This is a genomic window from Micromonospora sp. PTRAS2 (assembly GCF_054052245.1).
Map to the genome: position 1 here is coordinate 55,009 of NZ_JBSWBU010000007.1, position 22,053 is coordinate 77,061.

The 22,053-nt window shown below is 73.0% G+C and carries 23 protein-coding genes; 16 read left to right on the forward strand and 7 right to left on the reverse strand.

What is annotated here, in order from left to right; all coding sequences use genetic code 11:
- Positions 1 to 186: 186 nt before the first annotated feature.
- Positions 187 to 954 (reverse strand): HAD family hydrolase, encoded by a 768-nt coding sequence (locus ACVMYR_RS21570; RefSeq protein ID WP_457122562.1) that lies wholly within the window; start codon positions 952 to 954, stop codon positions 187 to 189.
- Positions 955 to 1,041: 87 nt separating this feature from the next.
- On the opposite strand from ACVMYR_RS21570, the gene ACVMYR_RS21575 reads away from it, so the two are divergent.
- The gene (locus tag ACVMYR_RS21575; RefSeq protein ID WP_077940369.1) at positions 1,042 to 3,843 is read left to right on the forward strand and encodes a DEAD/DEAH box helicase; all 2,802 of its coding nucleotides are present in this window, start codon (positions 1,042 to 1,044) and stop codon (positions 3,841 to 3,843) included.
- Positions 3,844 to 4,008: 165 nt separating this feature from the next.
- Positions 4,009 to 4,899, forward strand: coding sequence for an MHYT domain-containing protein (locus ACVMYR_RS21580; RefSeq protein WP_077940368.1), 891 nt, complete (start codon positions 4,009 to 4,011; stop codon positions 4,897 to 4,899).
- Positions 4,900 to 5,006: 107 nt separating this feature from the next.
- Here the strand turns inward: ACVMYR_RS21580 and ACVMYR_RS21585 are convergent, their stop codons facing one another.
- Both ACVMYR_RS21585 and ACVMYR_RS21590 read right to left on the reverse strand, forming a co-directional pair.
- On the reverse strand, positions 5,007 to 5,927 hold the full coding sequence (locus ACVMYR_RS21585) for a 5'-3' exonuclease (RefSeq protein ID WP_431896624.1): 921 nt from the start codon (positions 5,925 to 5,927) through the stop codon (positions 5,007 to 5,009).
- A 49-nt stretch (positions 5,928 to 5,976) separates the two neighbouring features.
- A complete protein-coding gene (locus ACVMYR_RS21590; protein WP_178065474.1) occupies positions 5,977 to 6,201 on the reverse strand; it encodes a hypothetical protein in 225 nt (74 codons plus the stop codon).
- Between the two features lie 247 nt (positions 6,202 to 6,448).
- Between ACVMYR_RS21590 and ACVMYR_RS21595 the strand changes: the two genes are divergently transcribed.
- From ACVMYR_RS21595 to ACVMYR_RS21605, 3 genes are all read left to right on the forward strand, one after another.
- Positions 6,449 to 7,591, forward strand: coding sequence for an acyl-CoA dehydrogenase family protein (locus tag ACVMYR_RS21595; RefSeq protein WP_396792538.1), 1,143 nt, complete (start codon positions 6,449 to 6,451; stop codon positions 7,589 to 7,591).
- 126 nt (positions 7,592 to 7,717) lie between these two features.
- Positions 7,718 to 8,602 (forward strand): peptidoglycan DD-metalloendopeptidase family protein, encoded by an 885-nt coding sequence (locus ACVMYR_RS21600; protein ID WP_077940364.1) that lies wholly within the window; start codon positions 7,718 to 7,720, stop codon positions 8,600 to 8,602.
- Positions 8,603 to 8,695: 93 nt separating this feature from the next.
- Positions 8,696 to 9,202, forward strand: a complete 507-nt coding sequence (locus ACVMYR_RS21605; RefSeq protein WP_077940363.1) for an Lrp/AsnC family transcriptional regulator — start codon at positions 8,696 to 8,698, stop codon at positions 9,200 to 9,202.
- Here ACVMYR_RS21605 and ACVMYR_RS21610 read toward each other — a convergent pair.
- Entirely contained in the window at positions 9,132 to 9,743 is a 612-nt protein-coding gene (locus ACVMYR_RS21610) for a histidine phosphatase family protein (RefSeq protein ID WP_457122563.1), read from the reverse strand. The genes ACVMYR_RS21605 and ACVMYR_RS21610 overlap by 71 nt on opposite strands.
- Before the next feature lie 105 nt (positions 9,744 to 9,848).
- Between ACVMYR_RS21610 and ACVMYR_RS21615 the strand changes: the two genes are divergently transcribed.
- The 4 genes from ACVMYR_RS21615 (at position 9,849) to ACVMYR_RS21630 (ending at position 11,363) form a co-directional block, all read left to right on the forward strand.
- Positions 9,849 to 10,193, forward strand: coding sequence for an ArsR/SmtB family transcription factor (locus tag ACVMYR_RS21615; protein WP_077940361.1), 345 nt, complete (start codon positions 9,849 to 9,851; stop codon positions 10,191 to 10,193).
- Entirely contained in the window at positions 10,190 to 10,624 is a 435-nt protein-coding gene (locus ACVMYR_RS21620) for an SRPBCC family protein (protein ID WP_077940360.1), read from the forward strand. Before ACVMYR_RS21615 ends, ACVMYR_RS21620 begins: the two co-directional genes overlap by 4 nt.
- A 24-nt stretch (positions 10,625 to 10,648) precedes the next feature.
- Complete coding sequence (locus ACVMYR_RS21625) at positions 10,649 to 11,005, forward strand: nuclear transport factor 2 family protein (protein ID WP_077940359.1); 357 nt, start codon at positions 10,649 to 10,651, stop codon at positions 11,003 to 11,005.
- Positions 11,006 to 11,168: 163 nt separating this feature from the next.
- Positions 11,169 to 11,363 carry a CsbD family protein gene (locus tag ACVMYR_RS21630; RefSeq protein WP_043969178.1) on the forward strand — a complete coding sequence of 65 codons (195 nt, stop codon included), beginning with the start codon at positions 11,169 to 11,171 and terminating at the stop codon, positions 11,361 to 11,363.
- An 84-nt stretch (positions 11,364 to 11,447) separates the two neighbouring features.
- On the opposite strand, the gene ACVMYR_RS21635 is transcribed toward ACVMYR_RS21630, so the two are convergent.
- Positions 11,448 to 12,413, reverse strand: coding sequence for a golvesin C-terminal-like domain-containing protein (locus ACVMYR_RS21635; protein WP_077940358.1), 966 nt, complete (start codon positions 12,411 to 12,413; stop codon positions 11,448 to 11,450).
- On the reverse strand, positions 12,413 to 12,565 hold the full coding sequence (locus ACVMYR_RS21640) for a hypothetical protein (RefSeq protein WP_198956787.1): 153 nt from the start codon (positions 12,563 to 12,565) through the stop codon (positions 12,413 to 12,415). The genes ACVMYR_RS21635 and ACVMYR_RS21640 overlap by 1 nt, the downstream gene beginning before the upstream one ends.
- Before the next feature lie 239 nt (positions 12,566 to 12,804).
- On the opposite strand from ACVMYR_RS21640, the gene ACVMYR_RS21645 reads away from it, so the two are divergent.
- On the forward strand, positions 12,805 to 13,677 hold the full coding sequence (locus tag ACVMYR_RS21645; RefSeq protein ID WP_457122564.1) for a CPBP family glutamic-type intramembrane protease: 873 nt from the start codon (positions 12,805 to 12,807) through the stop codon (positions 13,675 to 13,677).
- A 90-nt stretch (positions 13,678 to 13,767) separates the two neighbouring features.
- Here ACVMYR_RS21645 and ACVMYR_RS21650 read toward each other — a convergent pair whose 3' ends face one another.
- Complete coding sequence (locus tag ACVMYR_RS21650; RefSeq protein WP_077940356.1) at positions 13,768 to 15,174, reverse strand: KamA family radical SAM protein; 1,407 nt, start codon at positions 15,172 to 15,174, stop codon at positions 13,768 to 13,770.
- Positions 15,175 to 15,269: 95 nt separating this feature from the next.
- Between ACVMYR_RS21650 and kdd the strand changes: the two genes are divergently transcribed.
- The 6 genes from kdd to ACVMYR_RS21680 are packed head-to-tail and all read left to right on the forward strand — an operon-like array spanning position 15,270 to position 22,034.
- Positions 15,270 to 16,379, forward strand: coding sequence for an L-erythro-3,5-diaminohexanoate dehydrogenase (gene kdd / locus ACVMYR_RS21655; protein WP_457122565.1), 1,110 nt, complete (start codon positions 15,270 to 15,272; stop codon positions 16,377 to 16,379).
- A 4-nt stretch (positions 16,380 to 16,383) separates the two neighbouring features.
- Complete coding sequence (locus tag ACVMYR_RS21660) at positions 16,384 to 17,955, forward strand: amidohydrolase (RefSeq protein ID WP_091284563.1); 1,572 nt, start codon at positions 16,384 to 16,386, stop codon at positions 17,953 to 17,955.
- Positions 17,952 to 19,511 (forward strand): lysine 5,6-aminomutase subunit alpha, encoded by a 1,560-nt coding sequence (kamD, locus tag ACVMYR_RS21665; RefSeq protein WP_457122566.1) that lies wholly within the window; start codon positions 17,952 to 17,954, stop codon positions 19,509 to 19,511. Before ACVMYR_RS21660 ends, kamD begins: the two co-directional genes overlap by 4 nt.
- 26 nt (positions 19,512 to 19,537) lie before the next feature.
- Complete coding sequence (kamE, locus tag ACVMYR_RS21670; protein WP_096761755.1) at positions 19,538 to 20,311, forward strand: lysine 5,6-aminomutase subunit beta; 774 nt, start codon at positions 19,538 to 19,540, stop codon at positions 20,309 to 20,311.
- The gene (kal, locus tag ACVMYR_RS21675; RefSeq protein WP_077940353.1) at positions 20,308 to 20,700 is read left to right on the forward strand and encodes a 3-aminobutyryl-CoA ammonia lyase; all 393 of its coding nucleotides are present in this window, start codon (positions 20,308 to 20,310) and stop codon (positions 20,698 to 20,700) included. The genes kamE and kal overlap by 4 nt, the downstream gene beginning before the upstream one ends.
- Positions 20,697 to 22,034, forward strand: a complete 1,338-nt coding sequence (locus ACVMYR_RS21680) for a glutamate mutase L (protein ID WP_457122567.1) — start codon at positions 20,697 to 20,699, stop codon at positions 22,032 to 22,034. The genes kal and ACVMYR_RS21680 overlap by 4 nt, the downstream gene beginning before the upstream one ends.
- Positions 22,035 to 22,053 lie beyond the last annotated feature (19 nt).

The following is a 22,053-nucleotide window of genomic DNA, read 5'->3' on the forward strand; positions in this document are numbered from 1 at the left end:
CGCGACGACTCATCGCGGCGGACATTATCCAACGACGTCGAGCAATATGTCACGCCCCCCGGCTGCGACCGCCCACCGGTGGGGGTAAATGCATCCTTCTCGGCCGTTTCTATCGAGAAGAATGCGACTCGTCGGCGGGCCGCCGAATGGGAGACGAGTCCCGCCGGACGAAACCGGAATGTGGGATCAGCGGGGCAGGGTCAGGTCGAGCACGGAGCCCAGCCCGTTGGGCCGGCCCGGCTCTGCCTCGGGCAGGACCAGCACCGCGCAGCCGGCCCGCACCGCACCGGCGTCCGCCGCCGTGTCGCCCACCATCAGCGCCCGCTCCGCGTCCACCCCGAGCATCCCGCAGGCCCGCCAGAAGATCGCCGGATCCGGCTTGCAGCGCCCCACCTCGTACGACAGGACGAACGCGTCCACCAGGGCGTCGAGGCCCCACGCGGCGAAGAACGGCCGGATGTCGAAGCCGATGTTGCTCACCACCGCCACCTTCACCCCCGCCGACCGCAGCGCCGCGAGGGTCGGCGCGGTGTCCGGGTAGGGCACCCAGCCATCGGCCACCAGCACGCGCTCGTAGAGCGCGTCGGCGAGGCCGTCGATCCCGGCGTCCACGGTCTCCGCCAGCCCCGTGTACGCGCCCCGGTGGGCGTGCGGGTAGAGGTCCCGCTCGGACCACAGCTCGGCCAGCGCCGGCGGCACCCGCGCCGGCAGCGGGCCACCGGGCCGGCCCGCGGTGAGGAGCCGGTCGGCCAGCGCCGTGGCCCGCATGCGCTCCAGGCTCACCCCGCACGCCCGCGCGGCGGCGAGCACCCAGTCGTGGGGGTCCTCCACCTGGGCGAGGGTGCCGTGGAAGTCGAACAGGACCGCCTCGACGGGCCGACGGGACGCCCGGGCGCCCGCGGCGGCGTCGGCGCTGGGTGGGGTCGACTGGGTCGGTTCGGCATGATCCGGCACGCCGTGCACCCTACCGACCGCCCCCGACCCCCCTGTCGGACGGCCTTGAGGCGGTGGTCGTCGGAGGCACGCACTAATCTTGGGGACATGTCGAGCCCCGCCGAGCGGTACGCCGCGGCGCGCCGCCGGGCCGCGCAGGCCTCACAGTTCCCGGCGCTGGACGAGTTCGCCCTTGACCTGGGGTTCGATCTCGACGACTTCCAGCGGGAGGCGTGCCAGGCCCTGGAACGGGGCAGCGGCGTGCTGGTCTGCGCCCCCACCGGCGCCGGAAAGACCGTGGTCGGCGAGTTCGCCGTACACCTGGCCCTGCGCGGCGCCCCCGCGCGGCCGGCGGCGGCCGACGGCGACGGCCCCCCGCCCACCCGGCGCAAGTGCTTCTACACCACGCCGATCAAGGCGCTGTCCAACCAGAAATACCACGACCTGGTGGACCGCTACGGCGTCGAGCACGTCGGCCTGCTCACCGGCGACAACGCGATCAACGGCGACGCCCCGGTGGTCGTGATGACCACCGAGGTGCTGCGCAACATGCTCTACGCCGGCTCGGCCACCCTGGAGGGCCTGGCCTACGTGGTCATGGACGAGGTGCACTACCTCGCCGACCGATTCCGCGGCGGGGTCTGGGAAGAGGTGATCATCCACCTGCCCGCCTCGGTGACCCTGGTCTCGCTGTCGGCGACCGTCTCCAACGCCGAGGAGTTCGCCGACTGGCTGGTCACCGTGCGCGGCGAGACCGCCGTGGTGGTCAGCGAGCACCGCCCGGTGCCGCTGTGGCAGCACATGCTCGTCGGCAAGCGGATGTTCGACCTGTTCCACGACGCCGACGCCGCCCGCAAGCACGACGTGCACCCGGAGCTGCTGCGCTACACCCGGGAGACGATGCGCCGCCTGGAGCTGGGGGAGGGGCGCAGCGCCGGGCCGGGCGGCGGCCGGCGCGGGCCGCGCTGGCGGGGCCCGCTGCGCCCGGACATCGTGGACCGGCTCGACCGGGAGGGGCTGCTGCCGGCGATCCTGTTCATCTTCAGCCGCGCCGGCTGCGCCGCCGCCGTGCAGCAGTGCCTCGCCGCCGGCCTGCGGCTGACCAACCCGGAGGAACGCGCCGAGATCCGCCGGGTCGTCGAGTCCCGGGTCACCGCCATCCCCGGCGAGGACCTGACGGTGCTCGGCTACTGGGAGTGGCTCGACGGCCTGGAGCGCGGCCTGGCCGCCCACCACGCCGGCATGCTGCCGGTGTTCAAGGAGGTCGTCGAGGAGCTGTTCGTCCGGGGCCTGGTCAAGGCGGTCTTCGCCACCGAGACCCTGGCGCTGGGCATCAACATGCCGGCCCGCTGCGTCGTCCTCGAACGTCTCGTGAAGTTCAACGGCGAGGCCCACGTCGACCTCACCCCGGGCGAATACACCCAGCTCACCGGGCGCGCCGGCCGCCGCGGCATCGACGTCGAGGGGCACGCGGTCGTGGTCTGGTCGCCCGAGACCGACCCCCGGCACGTGGCGGGCCTGGCCTCCACCCGCACCTACCCGCTGCGGTCCAGCTTCCGCCCGTCCTACAACATGGCCGTCAACCTGGTCGGCACGGTCGGCGCGGAGCCGGCCCGCGCGCTGCTGGAGAGCTCGTTCGCGCAGTTCCAGGCCGACCGGTCGGTGGTCGGCCTGGCCCGGCAGGTGCAGCGCAACACCGAGACCATCGACGCGTACGGCGCGGAGGCGGCCTGCCACCACGGCGACTTCGACGAGTACTTCGCCCTGCGGGTGGCCATCGCCGACCGGGAGCGCGCCATCGCCCGGCAGGGCCAGCACCAGCGCAAGGCCGCCGCGGTGGCGTCGCTGGAGCGGCTGCGCGTCGGTGACGTGATCCGGGTGCCGTCCGGGCGGCGCGCCGGCCTCGCGGTGGTGCTCGACCCGGCCACCGGCGGGTTCGGCGAGCCCCGTCCGCTCGTGCTCACCCAGGACCGGTGGGCCGGGCGGGTCAGCCCCGGCGACTTCACCACCCCGGCGGAGGTGCTCGCCCGCATCCGGGTGCCCAAGCACTTCAACCACCGTTCCCCGGCGGCCCGTCGTGACCTCGCCGCCGAGGTCAGCGGCACCGGCCTGGACCGGCACGGCGGTCGGCGCGGCGGCCGGTCCCGGCAGGACGCGGGCGAGGACCACGCGCTCAGCCAGCTCCGCACCGAGCTGCGCCGGCACCCCTGCCACGCCTGCCCCGACCGGGAGGAACACGCCCGCTGGGCCGAGCGCCGCCGCCGCCTCGAACGCGACACCGAGGAGCTGCGCCAGCGGGTCGCCGGCCGCACCGGTTCCCTGGCCCGCACGTTCGACCGGATCGTCGCGTTGCTCACCGCGCGCGGCTACCTGTCGGCCGACGGTGCCGTCACCGACGCCGGCCGGATGCTCGGCCGGATCTGGACCGAGGCCGACCTGCTGGTCGCCGAGTGCCTGCGCCGGGGCGTCTGGGACGGGCTCTCCCCGGCGGAGCTGGCCGCCGCCGTGTCGGTGGTGGTGTTCGAGGCCCGCCGCGACGCCGACGAGCGGGCGTCGCTGCCGCGCGGCCCCGTCGCGGACGCGGTGGACGAGACGCTGCACCTGTGGAGCGGCATCGAGGCCGACGAGGCCGCCCGGGGCCTCGCCGTCACCCGCGAGCCCGACCTCGGCTTCGCCTGGCCGATCTACCGTTGGGCGCGCGGCGAGGCCCTGGCCAAGGTGCTCGCCAGCGGGCACCAGCTCGACGGCGAGATGCCGGCCGGCGACTTCGTCCGCTGGGCGCGGCAGGTCGTCGACCTGCTCGGTCAGGTCGCCGACTCCGGCGGCGCCTCCACCGAGCTGCGCGCCACGGCCCGGCAGGCCATCGCCGCCGTCAACCGAGGTGTCCTCGCCTACCACGCCACCGCCTGACGGTCACCCTGCGTCATTTCGGCGCGGGTCCCATGCATCGGACTGTCACCGCAACAGCACCCCCCGAAGTGGCCGGGGGGTGCTGTTGCGGCAGCTCAACGCGTCCCCGATCATGTCTCCGGCACGTCGTTGACGCGTCGGTAACCGGGTGGGGGGACAACCGCCGTGGCGGAGATCAATCACTTTGAGTACGGCTGGATCACACCGGCGCTCAGCTACGCGCTGTCGGTGCTGGGCTCGTTCCTCGGTCTGGTCTGCGCGGGCCGCATCCGGGTCGCCGCCACCACCGGCCAGCGCGTGTGGTGGGGCATCCTCGCCGCCTGGGCGATCGGCGGCACCGCGATCTGGAGCATGCACTTCATGGCGATGCTCGGCTTCGCCGTCGAGGGCACCCGGATCCGGTACGACGTGCCGGTCACCCTGGCCAGCGCCCTCATCGCCGTGGTCGCGGTCGGCATCGGCCTGGCCATCGTCGGCACCGGCCGGGTCTCCGCGCTGCGCATCGGCGTCGGTGGCGTGTTCACCGGGGCCGGGGTCGCCGCCATGCACTACACCGGGATGGCGGCGATGCGGCTCGGCGGCTCCCTCGGCTACGACGGCGTCCGGGTCGCCCTGTCGGTGGCGATCGCCGTGGTCGCGGCGACCGTGGCGCTGTGGCTGGCCGTCACCGTGCGCCGCGCCCTGGCCGTCGCCGCGTCCGCGCTGGTGATGGGCGTCGCCGTCAACGGCATGCACTTCACCGGCATGAGCGCCCTGTCGGTGCACCTGCACGAGCAGCAGGGCGAGATCACCGGTGCCGGTTTCAGCACCCTGCTGGTGCCCATCGTCCTCGCGGTGATCTTCGTGGTGGTGGGGCTGGTCTACGCCCTGCTCGCGGCGCCCACCGAGGAGGACCGGGCCGGCGCCGCCTACCTCGACGCGCGCCGGGTCGACCCGGCCGGGGCGAGCGTGCCGGATCCGCAGCCGGCTCCGGACCCGGTCGGGCTGCGCGCCCGCGGCACCCTGGCCCGGCCCGGCAGCACGTTCCCGACCCGCCGCGTCGACCCGCCGCGCTGACCCCGCGCCGGGCCGGACGCCGTCCTCGCCGGACCCGGCCGGCACGTTCACCGGGCCCGGGGCTCGGCCCGGGCCGCGGTCGCTGGCGGCGAGGCCGGGCGGCGCGATCAGTCGCGGGTGGCGAGGGCGTCGACGAGGCGGCGGCAGGAACCGGCCAGGTTCCAGCGCTCGGCCAGCTCCAGCAGCCGGTCCGGGTCGGCCGGGGCCTGCGGCAGCGCCGTGGGCAGCTCCGGCAGCGGCACGTCCAGCGCCACCCGCACCACCGTCGGCGCGACGGCCAGGTAGTCGCGCGCGGCGTCCAGCCGGGCCCGCAGGCCCGGGGCGAACCCGGAGCCCGGGTCGTCGAGCGCGGCGAGGATGCCGGCGACGCCGCCGTACCGGTCGACCAGCCGGGCCGCGGTCTTCTCGCCGACGCCCGGCACCCCGGGCAGCCCGTCGCTCGGGTCGCCGCGCAGGGCCGCGAAGTCGGCGTACCGGTCGGCGGGCACCCCGTAGCGGGCGCGCACCGCCGCGTCGTCGCAGTCCTCCAGCTTCGCCACGCCCCGCCCGACGTAGAGCAGCCGCACCCCGCGCGCGTCGTCGACGAGCTGGAACAGGTCCCGGTCGCCGGAGACCACCTCCGCCGGCGCGGGCTGGGTCACCGATAGCGTGCCCAGCACGTCGTCGGCCTCGTAACCGGTGGCGCCGACCGCCGTGATGCCGATCGCGGCCAGCACGTCCAGGATCACCGGCACCTGCGGGCCGAGGGTGTCGGGCACCTCCTCGCCCCCCTCCGCGGCCACCCGGTGCGCCTTGTACGACGGCAGGAGCGCCACCCGCCAGTCGGGACGCCAGTCGTGGTCCAGGGCGCAGACCATCCGGTCGGGGCGGCGGGTGCGCACCAGCGTGGTGAGCATGTCGAGGAAGCCGCGCACCGCGTTGACGGGGCTACCGTCGGTGGCCCGCGCGGCGGACTCGGGGACGCCGAAGTAGGCCCGGAAGTAGAGGCTGGGAGCGTCGATCAGCAGGATCGGGGGTCGGTGTGCCACGCCGGACAGCCTGGCACAGCCGTCCGACGATCCGGGCGCGGCGCGGCGGTCAGCGCGGCCCGTCGTGCCGGTAGAGCGTCTCCCGGCGGGCGAGGCGCTGCACGGCGTAGCTCGCCACCAGCAGGACGAGGGCGACGGCCGCCTCCAGCCACGCGAGCGCCCCGTTGGCGACGGTGAGGCCCACCGCGAGCAGCACCAGCCCGGCGACGGCGAGGATGCCGGCCCACAACAGCCCGCGCCGGCGCCGCGCCCCGCGTTCCCGCTCGCCGCCCATCGCGTCGCCTTCCCGTCCGTCGGCCGGTGTTCCGGTGCCGGCGTGGGTCCAGGCTATCGACGTCGCCGCCCGCCTCGGGCGGGTTCGACGCGACACCGCCGCCGCGAGCGCCTCCCGCAGGCGACCAAACGACCGTTAAGCTCACAGGGTGGGAACCGACGGCAGAACCGGCCACCGGAACCCGACGCCGTCCGCACGACGGGCGGCGAGACCGGCTCAACACCACCCCCACGGAGCTCAGCGCGCTATGACCGTCGACCGGATCCTGCCCACCGACGAGGCCCACGACCTGCTCGACCTCGCCACCGAACTCGCCGACCGGGAACTCGCCCCCCGCGCCGCCGGGTTCGAGTCCCGCGCCGAGTTCCCCCGGGAGGTGCTGCGCACCCTCGGCCGCGCCGGCCTGCTCGGCCTGCCCTACGCCGAGGAGCACGGCGGGGCCGCCCAGCCGTACGAGGTGTACCTGCAGGTGCTGGAGGTCCTCGCCAGCCGCTGGCTCGCCGTCGCCGAGGCGGTCAGCGTGCACACCCTGTCCTGCTACCCCCTGGCGCAGTTTGGCACGGACGCCCAGCGCAAGCTGCTGCCCGACATGATCGGCGGCGACCTGCTCGGCGCGTACTGCCTGTCGGAGCCGCAGGGTGGCTCGGACGCGGCGGCGCTGACCACGAGGGCCGTGCGCGACGGCGAGGCGTACGTGGTCACCGGCACCAAGGCGTGGATCACCCACGCGCAGGTGGCCGACTTCTACAACATCTTCTGCCGCACCGGCGGGCCCGGCCCGAAGGGCATCTCCTGCCTGCTCGCCGACCGCGACACCCCCGGCATCGTGCCGCAGGCCGCCGAGCGGACCATGGGCCTGCACGCCTCCCCGGTGGCGCAGGTCGCCTTCGACGACGCGCGCGTACCCGCCGACCGCCTCATCGGCGGGGAGGGCGCCGGCTTCACCATCGCCATGTCAGCCCTGGACTCCGGCCGCCTCGGCATCGCCGCCTGCGCCGTCGGCCTGGCCCAGGCCGCCCTCGACTACGCGGTCGGCTACGCCCGTGAGCGTCGGCAGTTCGGGCGGGCGATCGTCGACTTCCAGGGCCTCGGCTTCACCCTGGCCGACCACGCCACCCAGATCTCCGCCGCCCGCGCGCTCATGCTGGCCGCCGCGCGGCTGCGCGACGCCGGCCGGCCGTACTCGATCGAGGCGGCGAAGGCGAAGCTGTTCGCCACGGACGTGGCGATGCGGGTGACCATCGACGCGGTGCAGGTGCTCGGCGGGGCCGGCTACGTCGCCGACCATCCCGTCGAGCGCTACCTGCGGGAGGCGAAGGTGCTCCAGATCGTCGAGGGCACCAACCAGATCCAGCGCCTGGTGATCTCCCGCGCCCTGGCCAGGGGCTGAGCGCGCGCCCGCGGTGCGGGCCCGGCCCCGCACCGCCGGCCCCCGGTGTCAACGATTGATGTCTGACTATCTGATGGCTAGCCTCTGCTTGCCATGGTCCGTCGACGACCGCACGGAGGCCCGCGCATGGATCACGAGAACCCGCCCGGCTGCTGCGGCGGCCCGTCCGCGCCGCCGCAGGCCGGGCTCAGCCGCCGTACGCTGCTGCGGGGTGCGGCGCTGACCACCGGCGCCCTCACCGTCGGCGGCGTCGTCGGCCTGCCGGGGATGGCCCACGCGGCGCCCGCCATCTACAACCCGTTCGCCGGCTACCCGATCACCGGCACCTGGGAGGAGCACCTCAGCAGCGGCTCGCTGGGCGGCATCGACTTCGGGATGGGCGTCGGCACGAACCTGCCGGCCTGCGGCGCCGGGACGATCCAGAACATCCCGAACAACGGCACGGGCGGGCACACCGTGACCATCCACCACGCCGACGGCTACCGCAGCCAGTACATGCACCTGTCGCAGTTCCTGCTGTCCGACGGCACCGCCGTCGCCGCCGGGACGGTGGTGGGGCGTTCCGGGGGTGCCGTCGGTGCCCCCGGTTCCGGCAACTCCACCGGCCCGCACCTGCACTGGCACATGATCAACCCGAGCGGGGTGCGGATCAATCCGCTGACCTACGTCGGCCAGAACCCGGGCGGCGGCCTGCCCAAGACGACCACCGAGCAGGACGGCATCCCGGGCCCCATCTGCTACAAGCGGATGCAGAACTGGCTGCGGATCACGTCGGGCTACACGGGCCCGATCGACGGCGTGCCCGGGGTGAACACCTACGCCGCCCTGCAGCGGGCCATGCGCGGCTACGGCTACACCGGCCCGATCGACGGCGTGCCCGGGGTCAACACCTGGAAGGCCGTCCAGCGGCTCGCCTCCGGCTGGGGCTACACCGGCCCGGTCGACGGGGTGATGGGCCCGAACTCCTGGCGCGGCTTCGCCCGCTTCCTCAACCAGGACCAGTGGGACTGAGGCCACTGCGGAAGGTCACCTTAGGTGCACCGGGCGTCACGTAGGGCGGGGGCGTCGTCGCGTGGGAGCGCTTTTACCGGTAGGTTGCACGCCGTGGAGGAGATCGACCGGGCCATCGTCGCGGCGCTGACCGCCGACGGGCGGCTGTCGTACACGGATCTGGCGGAGAAGGTGGGCCTGTCGGTGTCCGCCGTGCACCAGCGGGTCCGCCGGCTGGAGCAGCGCGGGGTGATCCGGGGGTACGCCGCCCGGGTCTCCTTCGAGGCGGTGGACCTGCCGCTGAGCGCGTTCGTGGCGATCCGGCCGTTCGACCCGTCGCAGCCCGACGACGCCCCGGAGCGGCTGGCCCACCTGCCCGAGATCGACTCCTGCTACTCGGTGGCGGGGGAGGACTTCTACCTGCTGCTGGTGCGGGTGGCCTCCCCGGCCGACCTGGAGCGGCTGCTCCAGGAGATCCGCACGGCCGCGAACGTCACCACCCGCACCACCGTGGTCCTGTCCACCCCGTACGAGAACCGGCCGCCGAAGATCAACGGCGAGTTGTCGGCGCGGGCGCGGTCCCGGGCGGCGGGGGAGGCGGCTGGTTCCACCGCAGGATGACCGGCCGGCCGTGCTCGTGGCCGAGGGTGCTGACCGTGGCGGTGTCCAGCCGCAGCAGCCCGCCGCCCGACGGCGGCAGGCCGATCCACCGGGCGCCCAGCACCCGCAGGCTGTGCGCGTGGCCGACCAGGGCGACGTCGCCGTCGGCGAGCGCGGCGGCGGCGCGGGCCAGGACCCGGTCGAGCCGCGCGCCCACCTCGGCGGGTGACTCCCCGGCGGGGCAGCCGTCGGTCCAGATGTTCCACCCCGGGCGAGTGGTGTGGATGTCGGCGGTGGTGACGCCCTCGTACCGGCCGTAGTTCCACTCGGCCAGGTCCTCGTCGACCGCCGTGCTGGCCAGCCCGGCCAGTTCGGCGGTGCGCAGCGCGCGGCGGCGCGGGCTGGCCAGCACCAGGGCGAAGCGCCGGCCGGCCAGGAGCGCGGCGAGGCCGCGGGCCTCCCGCTCGCCGTCGGCGGTGAGCTCCAGGTCGGTGTACGAGGTGTGCCGGCGGCTGGCGCTCCACTCGGTCTCGCCGTGGCGGACGAGGACGATCTCTCCCATCCGCCCAGTCAACCAGCCCCGCCCGTCGGCCGACACGGGAGACCAGCCGGCCGTCCATCAACAAGCCAGTGTTTGTGAAAGCGTTCGTTTGCATTACAGTGAGGCATGCCCTCCTCGCTCCAGGTGCCGGCCCCGGGCCTCGACGCCGCCTTCGCCGCTCTCGGCGATCCGGTGCGTCGTGCCCTGGTGGCCCGTCTCGCCCGCGGTGACGCCACCGTCGGGGAACTCGCCGCGCCGTTCGACCTCACCCCACAGGCGATCTCCCACCACGTCGGTGTGCTGCGGCGGTGCGGCCTGGTCGACCAGCGCCGCGAGGGGACCAGGCGGCCGTGCCGGCTGCGGGTCGACCGGCTTTCCCAGCTCGGCACGTGGATCGACGACCAGCGCCGGGCCTGGCACGACCGGCTCGACGCCCTCGAACAGCACCTCGCCGACGGGGAGGCGTCGTGACCCGCGCGGAGCTCCACGGCGACGAACTGATCGCCCGCCGGCACCTTCCGGCGGCACCCGCCCGGGTCTGGGCGGCGTTCACGTCGCCGACGAGCATCGCGGCCTTCTGGGGTGGTTCGCACGCCGTCGTCCCGCCGGAATCCGTGACCGTCGACCTGAGACCGGGCGGTGAGTTCGCGCTCGACACCCGCGCGCCCGGCGGCGCCGTCCGCCGGCTCCGGTTCGTGTACGTGAGCGTCGTCGCCCCGCGCGAGCTCGTGTTCGACGAGCCCGTGACCGGGCTCCGCACGACCGTGACCATGCGCGCCGCGGGCGACGGCACCGATCTCACGGTCCACCAGCGTCGGCTTCCCCCGGAGCTGCGGACCACCCAGGCGGCGGACGGGCTCGCGTCGATCCTCGCCGCGCTCGCCGCGCACCTGCGGCACTGACGACCACAGAAGTGGAGAGATGCCATGGAACAGGCCACGCAGCGCCAGCTCGTCGAGGAGTACTTCGCCGGGTTCCGCACGAGTGACCACCCCCGGATCCTCGCCACCCTGACCGAGGACGTCGAATGGGTCATCCACGGTCACCGCACCACCCGGGGCAAGGCCGAGTTCGACGGGGAGATCGAGAACCCGGCCTTCACCGGCAGCCCGGACCTCGACGTCCAGCGGGTCCACGAGGACGGCCCGGTCGTCGTCGCCGCAGGCGAGGGCCGGGGTGTCATGGTCGACCACGGGCCGTTCCGGTTCGCCTTCAACGACCTGTTCACGTTCCGCGCCGGGCTGATCGCCCGGGTCGATTCCTACGTCGTCCCGCTGCCGTGAGCCGGCGAGGGCGAGGGCGACCCACTCGACTACCCTAGCAGCCTAGGATGCCCTAGCGGGTGTGTGCCGCCCCGCTGCCACGAGGTTTCCGCTGCCCGCGCCCCGGGCATGCCTATGGTCAGGGGCAGTGAGGCCCCGGAACGCCGGAGCAGAGGGAGTCGACATGAGCTTCACCGACAAGGCGAAGAACAAGGCCCAGGAGCTGGCCGGCGCTGCCAAGGAGCGCGTCGGCGACATGACCGACAACGAGCGTCTGCGGGCCGAGGGCGCCACCGAGCAGAGCGACGCGCGGGCCCGGCAGGCGGGCGAGCACGTCAAGGACGCCGGACGGGACGTGCGCGACGCGTTCACCAAGTGACCCGACCGCGCGGCGGCCCCGGAGGATTCTTCTCCGGGGCCGCCGTCGTCGGTGCCGTCCCCGCCGCCGGGGGAGGAGCGTGGGCTAGGAAACCCGGGTGAGGCGGATCGCGTCGGCGATGACGAGGCCGGTGCCGGTGGTCCACCGGCTCACGCCGACCCGGTTGGCGTCGCCGGCGGGGAGGGTGAAGGTGCCGAGGGCGCGCCACTGCCCGCCGGTGGCACGCTGGTCGGCGTACACGGTCTTGTTGCCGGTGGTGGTGGCGACGAGGTACGGGGTGGCGTTGTTGTATCCGGCGTTGGCCGGCCACCAGGCGTCGACGCGGTAGGTGCCGGTGGCGGGGACGTTGACCCGGTACCAGGCGACGTCGCTGGAGGCGACGGGGTCGGCGTAGCGGTAGTCGGCGCCGTAGCGCTGGCCTGAGTAGGTGGAGACGCGCCAGTTGGCGCTGGCGGTGAAGCGGCCCGAGGTGGCGTTGTCGACGATCGTGCTCCAGGCGGTGCCGCCGCTCATCCGGGCGGCGACGTCGGCGCGCATGACGTCCAGGTCGATGAACGACGGGTCGATCTTGCCGGTGGTGCTGGTCTCGCGGTGGCCGCGGGCATAGCTCGCGTCGCGGCCGAGGCGGGTGAGCACGGCGGCGGTGGCGCGCAGCGACGCCTCGTACTGGGCGGGGGTCATCTCCTGGCTGACGCCGTTGTAGTCGATCTCCCAGCCGATCATGAGGGTGTTGCCGTCGCCGGCGGGGATGGGTCCGCTGCCGCCGCTGGTGCCGGCGTGGTTGGCGCGGCCGGCGGAGATGAGGTGGAACACGCCGTGGTAGTCGACGAGGGCCTGGCAGAGGGGCCCGGGCAGGTCGGAGCGGCCGTTGATGCAGATGCCCAGGGCGGGGTGGGGGTTGGTGGCGCTGGAGGTGGAGGCGGTGTGGTGCCACAGCACGCCGATGGGGTCGAAGTCGCCGGGGCGCATCCGGTTGCGCCAGTCACCCTCCTCGACGACCTGTACGCCGGCGGCGCGCAGGACGTCGGCGAGCCAGCCGACGGTGGCCATCAGGACTGCTCGGTCAGGTCGGCGAGGCACTCGGCGCGTGCCTCGGCCCGGGCGGGCGCGGGGCGCAGGGCGACGGTGAGCGCGGCGGCGACGAGGGCGGGGAAGCCGAGGAGTCCTCGGCGGCGCAGGCGGGCGACGGGTGACGTGGCCACGGCACTCCTCACGGCGGCGGACGGTGGTCCGCCCGGTCGGTGGGCAGGGATGACGGCACGCTATCCGGTTACACCCGTCGATGTCGATACCCTTCAATCGAACTGTCGGGGTTGAAGGTTTCCCGCAACCCGGGCCCGGCCGGAGGCGTTCGTGTCCAGGTTGGACACGGGCTGTCGGCCGGTCTGTCGCGGTCTTCCGGCCCTGTCCGGGGGCGGCCGGCCGCTGCTGTACTCGGGGCATGGTCGTCAAGCTGCGTGGGTTGGTGCGGCGGTGGCCGGTGGCGTCGTTCTTCGCCCTGGCGTACCTGCTGTCGTGGGGTTGGTGGGTGCCGATCGCGGTCGCCGGGGGCGTGGTGCGGGGCGGCGATCCGTGGCCCACGCACATGCCCGGCCTGCTCGGGCCGCTGCTGGCGGCGGTGACCGTCACCGCGCTGACCGGTGGTCGGGCGGCGGTGGCCGGGTACGTCGGCCGGCTGTGGCGCTGGCGCGGCGGCTGGCGTACGGCGGCGCTGGCGGCCAGCCCGCTGGCGATGCTGGCCGCCGGGCTGGTCGTCGCCGCCCTGGCCGGTCAGCCGCTCCCACCCTGGCGGGACCTGTTCGTGATCAGCGGGTTGCCGTCGGCGGCGCTGCCGATGCTCCTGGGCCTGGTCGTGCTCAACGGCCTGGGGGAGGAGGGCGGGTGGCGTGGCTTCGCCCAGGAGCGGCTCCAGGCCCGCCACGGGCCGGTCCGGGCGGTGCTGCTCACCGCCGTCGGGTGGGCGGTCTGGCACGCTCCGCTGTTCGTCATCCTGGCCACCTTCCGCGGCTTCCGCCCCGCCGTGCTGCCCGGCTTCTTCCTCGGCATGCTCGCCGGCGCGGTGGTGCTGGCGTACGTGTACAACGCTGCGGGCGGCGGCATCGCCGTCGCTGCCTGCTGGCACGTGGCCTACAACCTGTCCTCGGCGTCGGCCGCCGCGTCGGGAACCGTCGCCGCCGTCTCCACCACCGTCGTCATGCTCTGGGCGGTGCTGCTGCTGATCGCGGCCTGGCGCGCCGCCCATCGTGGCGCACCCTCGCCGCTGCTCGCCGGCCGGCGCCACGTCGAAGCCGAAGCACCAACCCTAGCATCCTAGGACGCGCTAGGGGGCGTGGCATGCCACGCCGAACCCGAAAAAGCATGGGCCCCGGCATACGCCGGGGCCCATGGGTCGAGCGGGTGTCGATCAGTCGTCGCGGTGCTCGTGCCACCACTGCTGGCCGGCGGCGGGCAGGGTGTCGATCGGGTCGTAGTAGGCGTAGCGCTTGTTGAGCGCCTCCAGGTCGGCCGACTCGATCGAGGTGCGGTAGTTCTTCGTCCAGTAGGAGATGCCGCGCTCGCGGTCGTAGTCGGTGAGCATGTGCACCCACCGCTTGCCGACGAACGGCACGTCGCAGACGATCCGCGGGGTGGCGTAGCCGGGCAGGTAGCCCATGATGTCGTGCTGGAGCTGCTGGGCGTGCCACACGGGGACCCGCCAGTGCTCGGCGTTGGGGATCATGTCGCACATGTAGAAGTAGTAGGGCAGGATGCCCGCCTCGCCCTGGAGTGCGAAACAGAGGTCGAGCAGGTCGGGGGCGGTGGCATTGACGCCGCGCATGAGCACGCCCTGGTTGCGCACGTCGCGTACGCCGACGTCGAGGGCGGTCTGGGCGGCCTTCGCGACCAGCGGGGTGATTGACTGGGCGTGGTTGACGTGGGTGTGGATGGCCAGGTTGACGCCGCGGCGGGCGGCGGTGCGGGCGACCCGCTCCAAGCCCTCGACGACGTCGGGCTGCAGCCAGTGCTGGGGCAGGCCCATGAGGGCCTTGGTGGCGAGCCGGACGTCGCGGATGGTTTCGATCTCCAGCAGCCGCATCAGGTACGACTCGAGGTTGCGCCACGGCACGTTGGCCACGTCACCGCCGGAGACGACGACGTCGCGTACGCCGGGGTGGGCCTTGAGGTAGGTGATGTGGGCGTCGTACCGGTCGACGGGCTTGAGGGTGAGCTTGAGCTTGTCGACGGCGGGGGTGGAGTTGCCGACGAGGTCCATCCGGGTGCAGTGCCCGCAGTACTGGGGGCAGGTGGAGAGCAGTTCGGCGAGGACCTTCGTCGGGTAGCGGTGGGTGAGGCCCTCGGCGACCCACATGTCGTGCTCGTGGAGGGAGTCGCGGCTGGCGTACGGGTGGGAGGGCCAGTCGGTGCGCCGGTCGGAGGCGACGGGGATCATGTAGCGCCGGATGGGGTCGGCGAGGAGCGCGGCGGTGGTCAGGGGCGCGTGCGGCACCATGGTGTTGATCATTTGGGGTGGCACGAGCATGGACATGGTGGCCAGGGCCTGCTGGTCGGCCTCCAGGTCGGCGTAGAAGGACTCGTCGACGGTGTCGCCGAGGACGGCGTGCAGCTGCTTGATGTTCTTGACGCAGTTGACGCGCTGCCACTGGGCGCTTTCCCACTGGTCTCGGGTGACGTGGCGCCAGCCGGGGAAGCGGGTCCAGTCGGGTTCGACCAGGGGGCTGCGGCGGTATTCGTAGGGCTGTCCGGCGGTCGGTGCGGCGACCGGGGCGTGACGGGGCGCAGGGATGGTCTCAGCCGGTTGGGTCTGGGTCACGGCCCCTCCTCGGTGCGTGGTGCGGATGATCGGCGGCCCGTAGGCTACTGGAAAATATCCGGCGAAGAAATTAGTCTGCCGTAAGTTTTCCCGCGATGCGAGTCCCAGGCGGGGCTTCGGGCGGTTGGACAGGGGAGGTCGGCGTGACGTCACCGGTGGGTCTGCACCGCGTTGTCGAACCGGCGGGGGTGCTGCCGCAGGCGGCGTGGCGGTTGGACGCCAGCGCGCCGATCGCGCCGAACGAGGTGCGGATCCGGGTGGAGCGGTTGAACCTGGACGCGGCGAGTTTCCGGCAGTTGTGGCAGAAGCACGGCGGGGACGGGGAGAAGGTCCGCGCCGAGGTGCTGGAGATCGTCGCGACGCGGGGGAAGATGCAGAACCCGGTGACGGGGTCGGGCGGGATGCTGATCGGCACCGTGGAGGAGGCGGGTCGGCGGTCGCCGCTGGGGCTGCGGGTGGGTGATCGGGTGGCGACGTTGGTGTCGCTGACGCTGACCCCGTTGACGATCACCGACGGGTTGGCGCGCTGGGACGGGCGCAGCGAGCAGGTGCCGTGTGACGGGTACGCGATCCTGTTCGCGCGGTCGATCGCGGCGGTGTTGCCGGCGGATCTGCATCCGGAGTTGTCGCTCGCGGTGTTGGACGTGTGCGGGGCCCCGGCGTTGACGGCGCGGGTGGTGGCCGATCAGGTGGCGCGGCGGGAGCGGGCCGGTGATTCCCGGCCGGTGTCTGTGGCGGTGATCGGTGGGGCGGGCAAGAGCGGGTCGCTGTCGTTGGCCGCGGCGCGGCGGGCGGGTGCGGCTCGTACGGTCGGGGTGGTGCCGGTGGTGGCGGAGCGTGACGCGTTGGTGGCGGCGGGTCTGGCGTCGGAGGTGGTGTTGGCCGATGCGCGGGATCCGGTGGGGTTGTCGACGGCGGTGACGTCGGCGTTGGGGGTGCCGGCGGACGTGACGGTGGTGTGTGTGGATGTGCCGGGTTGTGAGCACGGGGCGGTGTTGGCCACGGCGGACGGCGGGACGGTGATCTTTTTCTCGATGGCGACGAGTTTCGCGGCGGCGGCGTTGGGGGCGGAGGGGTTGGCGGCGGACGTGACGATGCTGGTGGGCAACGGGTACGTGCCGGGGCACGCGGAGTTGGCGTTGGGGTTGTTGCGGTCGGAGCCTGGGGTGCGTGGCCTGTTCGAGGCCCGGTTGGCGGCAGACTGACGTCATGACTAGTCCCTCGATCTTGTACCGCGGTGGAGTGCTGCATTGTCCGGCGGATCCGCGTGCGACGGCGTTGTTGGTGCGTGACGGGCGGATCGTCTGGTTGGGGGTGGACGCGGAGGCGCCGTCGGCGGACCGGGTGGTGGATCTGGCGGGGGCGTTGGTGACGCCGGCGTTCGTGGATGCGCATGTGCATGCGACGGACACGGGGTTGGCGTTGTCGGGGCTGGACCTGTCGGGGGTGCGGTCGGCGGGGCAGTTGTTGGACGCGGTGTCGGTGTTCGCGGCGGGGTTGCCGGGCGACGCGGTGGTGTTGGGGCACGGGTGGGACGAGTCGGGTTGGGACGACGTGGCGTTGCCGGATGCGGCGGCGGTGGGTCGGGCGGCGGGTGGGCGGCGGGTGTATCTGTCGCAGGCGTCGATTCATTCGGCGTTGGTGTCGGAGGCGCTGCTGGCGGCGTGCCCCGAGGTGGTGTCGGCGGCCGGGTTCGACGCGTCGGGGTGGTTGCGTCGGGACGCGCACCATGTGGTGCGGGCGGCGGCGTTCGGGTCGGTGACGCGGGCGCAGCGGGTAGCGGCGCAGCGGCGGGCCCTGGCGCATGCGGCGTCGTTGGGTGTCGCCGCGGTGCACGAGTGCGGTGGTCCGGAGATCTCCGACGAGGAGGACTTCACGGGGTTGCTGGGGATGTCCGGGCGGGGTGTGCCGGAGGTGTACGGGTACTGGGGTGAGCTGTTGGGTGCGGCGCGGGCGCGGGAGTTGGGTGCGGTGGGGGCGGGTGGGGATCTGTTCGCCGATGGTGCGTTGGGGTCGCGGACGGCGCACGTGTCGGCGGCGTACCTGGATGGGGAGCCGGGGGCGTGTGGGCACGGGTACGTGTCGGCGGAGCAGGTGCGTGATCACGTGTTGGATTGTGTGGCGCACGGGGTGCAGGGCGGGTTCCACGCGATCGGTGATGCGGCGATCGGGACGGTGTTGGCGGGGTTCGCGGGGGCGGCGGAGCGGGTGGGGGTGGAGCGGTTGCGGGCGGGGCGGCATCGGGTGGAGCACGCGGAGTTGATGAGCCGGCGGTTGATCGCGGGTTTTGTGGAGTTCGGGATCGTGGCGTCGATGCAGCCGGCGTTCGACCGGTTGTGGGGTGGTGCGGGTCGGATGTATGAGGCGCGGTTGGGGTTGTCGCGGTCGTTGGAGTCGAATCCGATGGGTGCGATGCATTCGGTGGGGGTGGCGTTGGCTTTCGGGTCTGATTCGCCGGTGACGCCGTTGGATCCGTGGGGTTCGGTGCGGGCGGCGGCGGCGCATCACAATCCGGTGCAGCGGATGAGTGTGCGGGCGGCGTTCGCGGCGCATACCCGGGGTGGGTGGCGGGCGGTGCATCTGGACAACGAGGGTGTGTTGGCGTTGGGGGCGCCGGCGACGTTCGCGGTGTGGGACTCCCCGGCGGGGGTGGATCGGGGGTTGCCGGTGTTGCAGGCCGAGGACCCGGAGTTGCGGGGTGCGGGTGATCCGACGCCGTTGCCGGTGTGTCGGGCGACGGTGTTGCGGGGTGACGTGATCTACGAGGAAGGCGTGTCGTGACGGGCAAGCTTGGGTTGGATCCGGCGCTGGTGGGGCGGGCGCGGGAGTTGGCGCGTCGGGCCGGGCAGCCGGTGGTGGATTTGGCGCGTAGCCACACGACGGTGTCGGTGGAGCGGGCGGTGTTGCGGCTTGCGGGGGTGTCCGGTGCTGATCCGGACGGGATTCCGTGGGTGAACCGGCTGGTCGACGCGGTGGTCGCCGATGTGGGGTTGGGGCATGGGGTGGCGGTGCCGGTGTTCGACGCGCTGGCGCGGGAGGGCGTGTCGGATGTGACGTTGTTGGCGCAGAAGGCGGCGGCCGGGTCGGTGCGGTTCGCCGTGCCGTCGGGGCGGGCGGCGACGGCGGCGCGTCGGGCGGCGCGTCGGGCGGTGGCGGCGGGGGTCCGGCGGATCGATCGGCGGCGGGCGGAGCGGGATCGTCTGGTGAGGCGGTTCGGGGATCCGGCGCAGCGGCCGTGGATCTATCTGATCGTGGCGACGGGTGACATCTACGAGGACATTCCGCAGGCGCAGGCGGCGGCGCGGGCGGGTGCGGACGTGATCGCGGTGATCCGGTCGACGGGGCAGTCGCTGTTGGACTATGTGCCGGAGGGTGCGACGCGGGAGGGGTTCGCGGGGACGTACGCGACGCAGGAGAACTTCCGGTTGATGCGGGCGGCGTTGGATTCTTCGTCGCGGGAGTTGGGTCGGTATGTGCGGTTGACGAACTACGCGTCGGGTCTGTGCATGCCGGAGATGGCGACGCTCGCGGGCCTGGAGCGGCTGGACATGATGCTCAACGATTCGATGTACGGGATTCTGTTCCGGGACATCAATCCGATCCGGACGTTCGTGGATCAGCGGTTCTCGCGGCAGGTGCACGCGCGGGCGGGAATCATCATCAACACGGGTGAGGACAACTACCTGACCACTGCGGATGCGGTGGACGAGGCGCACACGGTGACGGTGTCGCAGTTGTTGAACGAGTTCTTCGCGCACGAGGCGGGGCTGGCGGACTGGCAGTTGGGGTTGGGGCACGCGTTCGAGATCAACCCGGATGTGCCGGAGTCGTTGCGTCTGGAGTTGGCGCACGCGTTGTTGGCGCGGGAGTTGTTTCCGGATGCGCCGTTGAAGTGGATGCCGCCGACGAAGCACATGACGGGGGACGTGTTCCGGGGGAATCTGCTCGACGGGTTCTTCAACCTGGTGGGTGCGATGACGGGGCAGGGGATTCTGCTGGTCGGGATGATGACGGAGGCGGTGGTGACGCCGTGGTTGTCGGATCGGGACATCGCGTTGCAGAACGTGCGGTACGTGCTGGGTGCGGCGGGCGGGTTGCACGAGGATTTCGTGCCGGCGTCGGGTGGGTTCATCCAGCAGCGTGCGCGCCGGGTGTTGGGTGAGGCGGTGGATCTGTTGGAGCGGATCGGGGACCAGTCGTTGTTGACGGCGATCGCGGAGGGCACGTTCGGGATCATGAAGCGGCCGGCGGATCGGGGGAAGGGTCTCGACGGGGTGGCGCGGCACGAGGGCGACTACTACAACCCGGCCACGGAGATCCTGGAGCAGCCGGCATGAGTGAGCGGAGCGAGGGCCGCGAGAGCATGCCGGGCCAGCGCGGCGTGAGCGAGAAGACGGTGGTGCGGCCGTACGGGGACACGACGGGTGACGGCATGGTGCAGGTGTCGTTCACGTTGCCGGTGCCGCACGACAAGCGGGCCGAGGGCGCGGCGGTGCAGTTGGCGAACAAGATGGGCCTGGATCCGGCGATGCTGGTGCATGCCCGGCAGATGGGCGACGGGTTCACGTTCTTCGTGGTGTATGGGCGGGTGAACCACCTGGTGGACCTGGCGAAGGTGCAGGTGGTGGAGCGTGACTATCCGCTGTTGTCGGCCAAGGAGGTCAACGCGGTGGTGAAGCGGCGGCTGCGGCGGAAGCTGTCGGTGGTGGGGGCGTGCATCGGCACGGACGCGCACACGGTGGGCATCGACGCGATCCTCAACGTGAAGGGCATCGCCGGGGAGAAGGGTCTGGAGTACTACCGGGAGTTGAAGGTGACGAACCTGGGTGCGCAGGTGAGTGTGCCGGAGCTGGTGGAGGCGGCGCGGCGGGAACGCGCTGACGCGGTGCTGGTGTCGCAGGTGGTGACGCAGCGGGATGCGCACCTGCACAACACGAGGGAGATGTCGGCGGCGTTCCGGGAGGCGATGCCGGCCGGGAGGCGGCCGTTGTTGATCGTCGGTGGGCCGCGGTTCGACGAGTCGATGACCGGCGAGTTGGGCGTGGATCGGATCTTCGGCCGGGGCACGACTCCGGGTGAGGTGGCCAGTTATCTCGTTCATGCTCTGATCACGTCGAGGAAGGCGAGTGTCGCATGAGTGATCCCCGGGTCGGTCTGACCGTCGTGCACCGCCGGTATGTGCCGTATTCGCATGCGCATTATGCGGGGAACCTGGTCGACGGGGCGTACGCGTTGGGGTTGTTCGGTGATGTGGCGACGGAGGTGTGTATCCGTACGGACGGGGACGAGGGGTTGTTCGCGTCGTATGCGGAGGTGCAGTTCCGGGCGCCGTTGCGGGCGGGTGACGTGGTGGAGGCGGTGGCGACGGTGACGCGGGTGGGCACGCGGAGCCGCACGATCGACTTCGAGGCGCGGGTGGTGTGTCGGGGCCGCCCGGATCGGGGTGAGTCGGCGGCGGAGGTGTTGGCGGAGCCGATCGTGGCGGTGACGGCGACGGGCACGGTGGTCGTGCCGCCGGTGGCGTGAGCACTGCGGTCTGCGTCGACGTCGGTTCGACGTACACGAAGGCGGTGGTGGTCGACCTGGATGCTGGTCGGCTGGTGGGTGCGGGGGCGTCGCCGACGACGGTGGGTTCGGACGTGGTGCGGGGGTTGGACGCGGCGGTGGGTGCGGCGACGGCGGCGGCCGGTGTGGGTGACGTGCCGTGGTACGTGTGTTCGTCGGCCGGTGGCGGGTTGCGCCTGGCGGTGGTGGGCTACGAGGCGTTGGTGACGGCGCAGGCGGGTCGGCGGGTGGGCCTGTCGGCGGGGGCGGACGTGGTGCATGTGGCCGCGGGCCGGTTGGGTGCGGCGCAGGTGTCGGCGTTGCGGGCGGCGCGTCCGGACGTGGTGTTGCTGGTGGGTGGCACCGACGGTGGTGACGCGGCGGTGTTGACGCACAACGCGACGCGGTTGGCGCGGGCGCGGTGGCGGGTGCCGGTGGTGTTGGCGGGCAACGTCGACGTGCGCGAGGAGTTGCGGGCGGTGTTGGCGGGGGCGGGGGCGCCGGTGACGGTGGCCGACAATGTGCTGCCGCGTATCGGGGTGTTGGAGCCGGGGTCGGCGCGGGCGGCGATCCGGGAGGTGTTCCTGCGGCATGTGATCGGTGGGAAGCGCCTGTCGCGGGGGCCCCGGTTCGGGCGGTTGGTGCGGGCGGCGACGCCGGATGCGGTGTTGACGGGGGTGGAGGTCCTCGCGGACGCCGTCGGTGGTGATCTTGTGGTGGTGGACGTGGGTGGTGCGACGACGGATGTGTATTCGGTGTTGACGCCGGACGAGCGGGCGGCGGGGCCGGGGCGGGAGGTCGCCGGGTCGTTGTGGCGGGCCCGCACGGTGGAGGGGGATCTGGGGGTGCGGTGGAGCGCGCCGGGGGTGGTGCGGGCGGCGGTGCAGGAGCGGCTGGTCGACGCGGTGGAGGAGGTGGCGTTGGCGGTGGCGGCGGGGGTGCGGGCGGCGGATCCGGGGTTCGTGGCGGCGGATGAGGCGGGGTGGGTGGTGGACGCGCGGATCGCGGCGTTGGCGGCGACGGTGGCGGTGCGTCGGCATGCGCGGGGCGGGGCGACGGGGGAGCGTGGGGGGCGGGATCTGCGGGACGTGCGGTTGCTGGTCGGGTCGGGGGGTGTGTTGCGTCACGTGCCGGCGGAAGCGGGTGCGGGGGTGTTGGGGGCGGTGTTGTCGGATCACGCGGGTGGGTGGGCGGTGCCGCGGGCGGCGCGGGCGGTGGTGGACGTCGAGTACGTGCTGGCGGCGGCGGGGTTGTTGGCGGCGGATCATCCGGTGGCGGCGGGGGCGTTGGTGCGTCGGTATCTCGCCGTGGATTGAGACTCGCCGACGCGACACG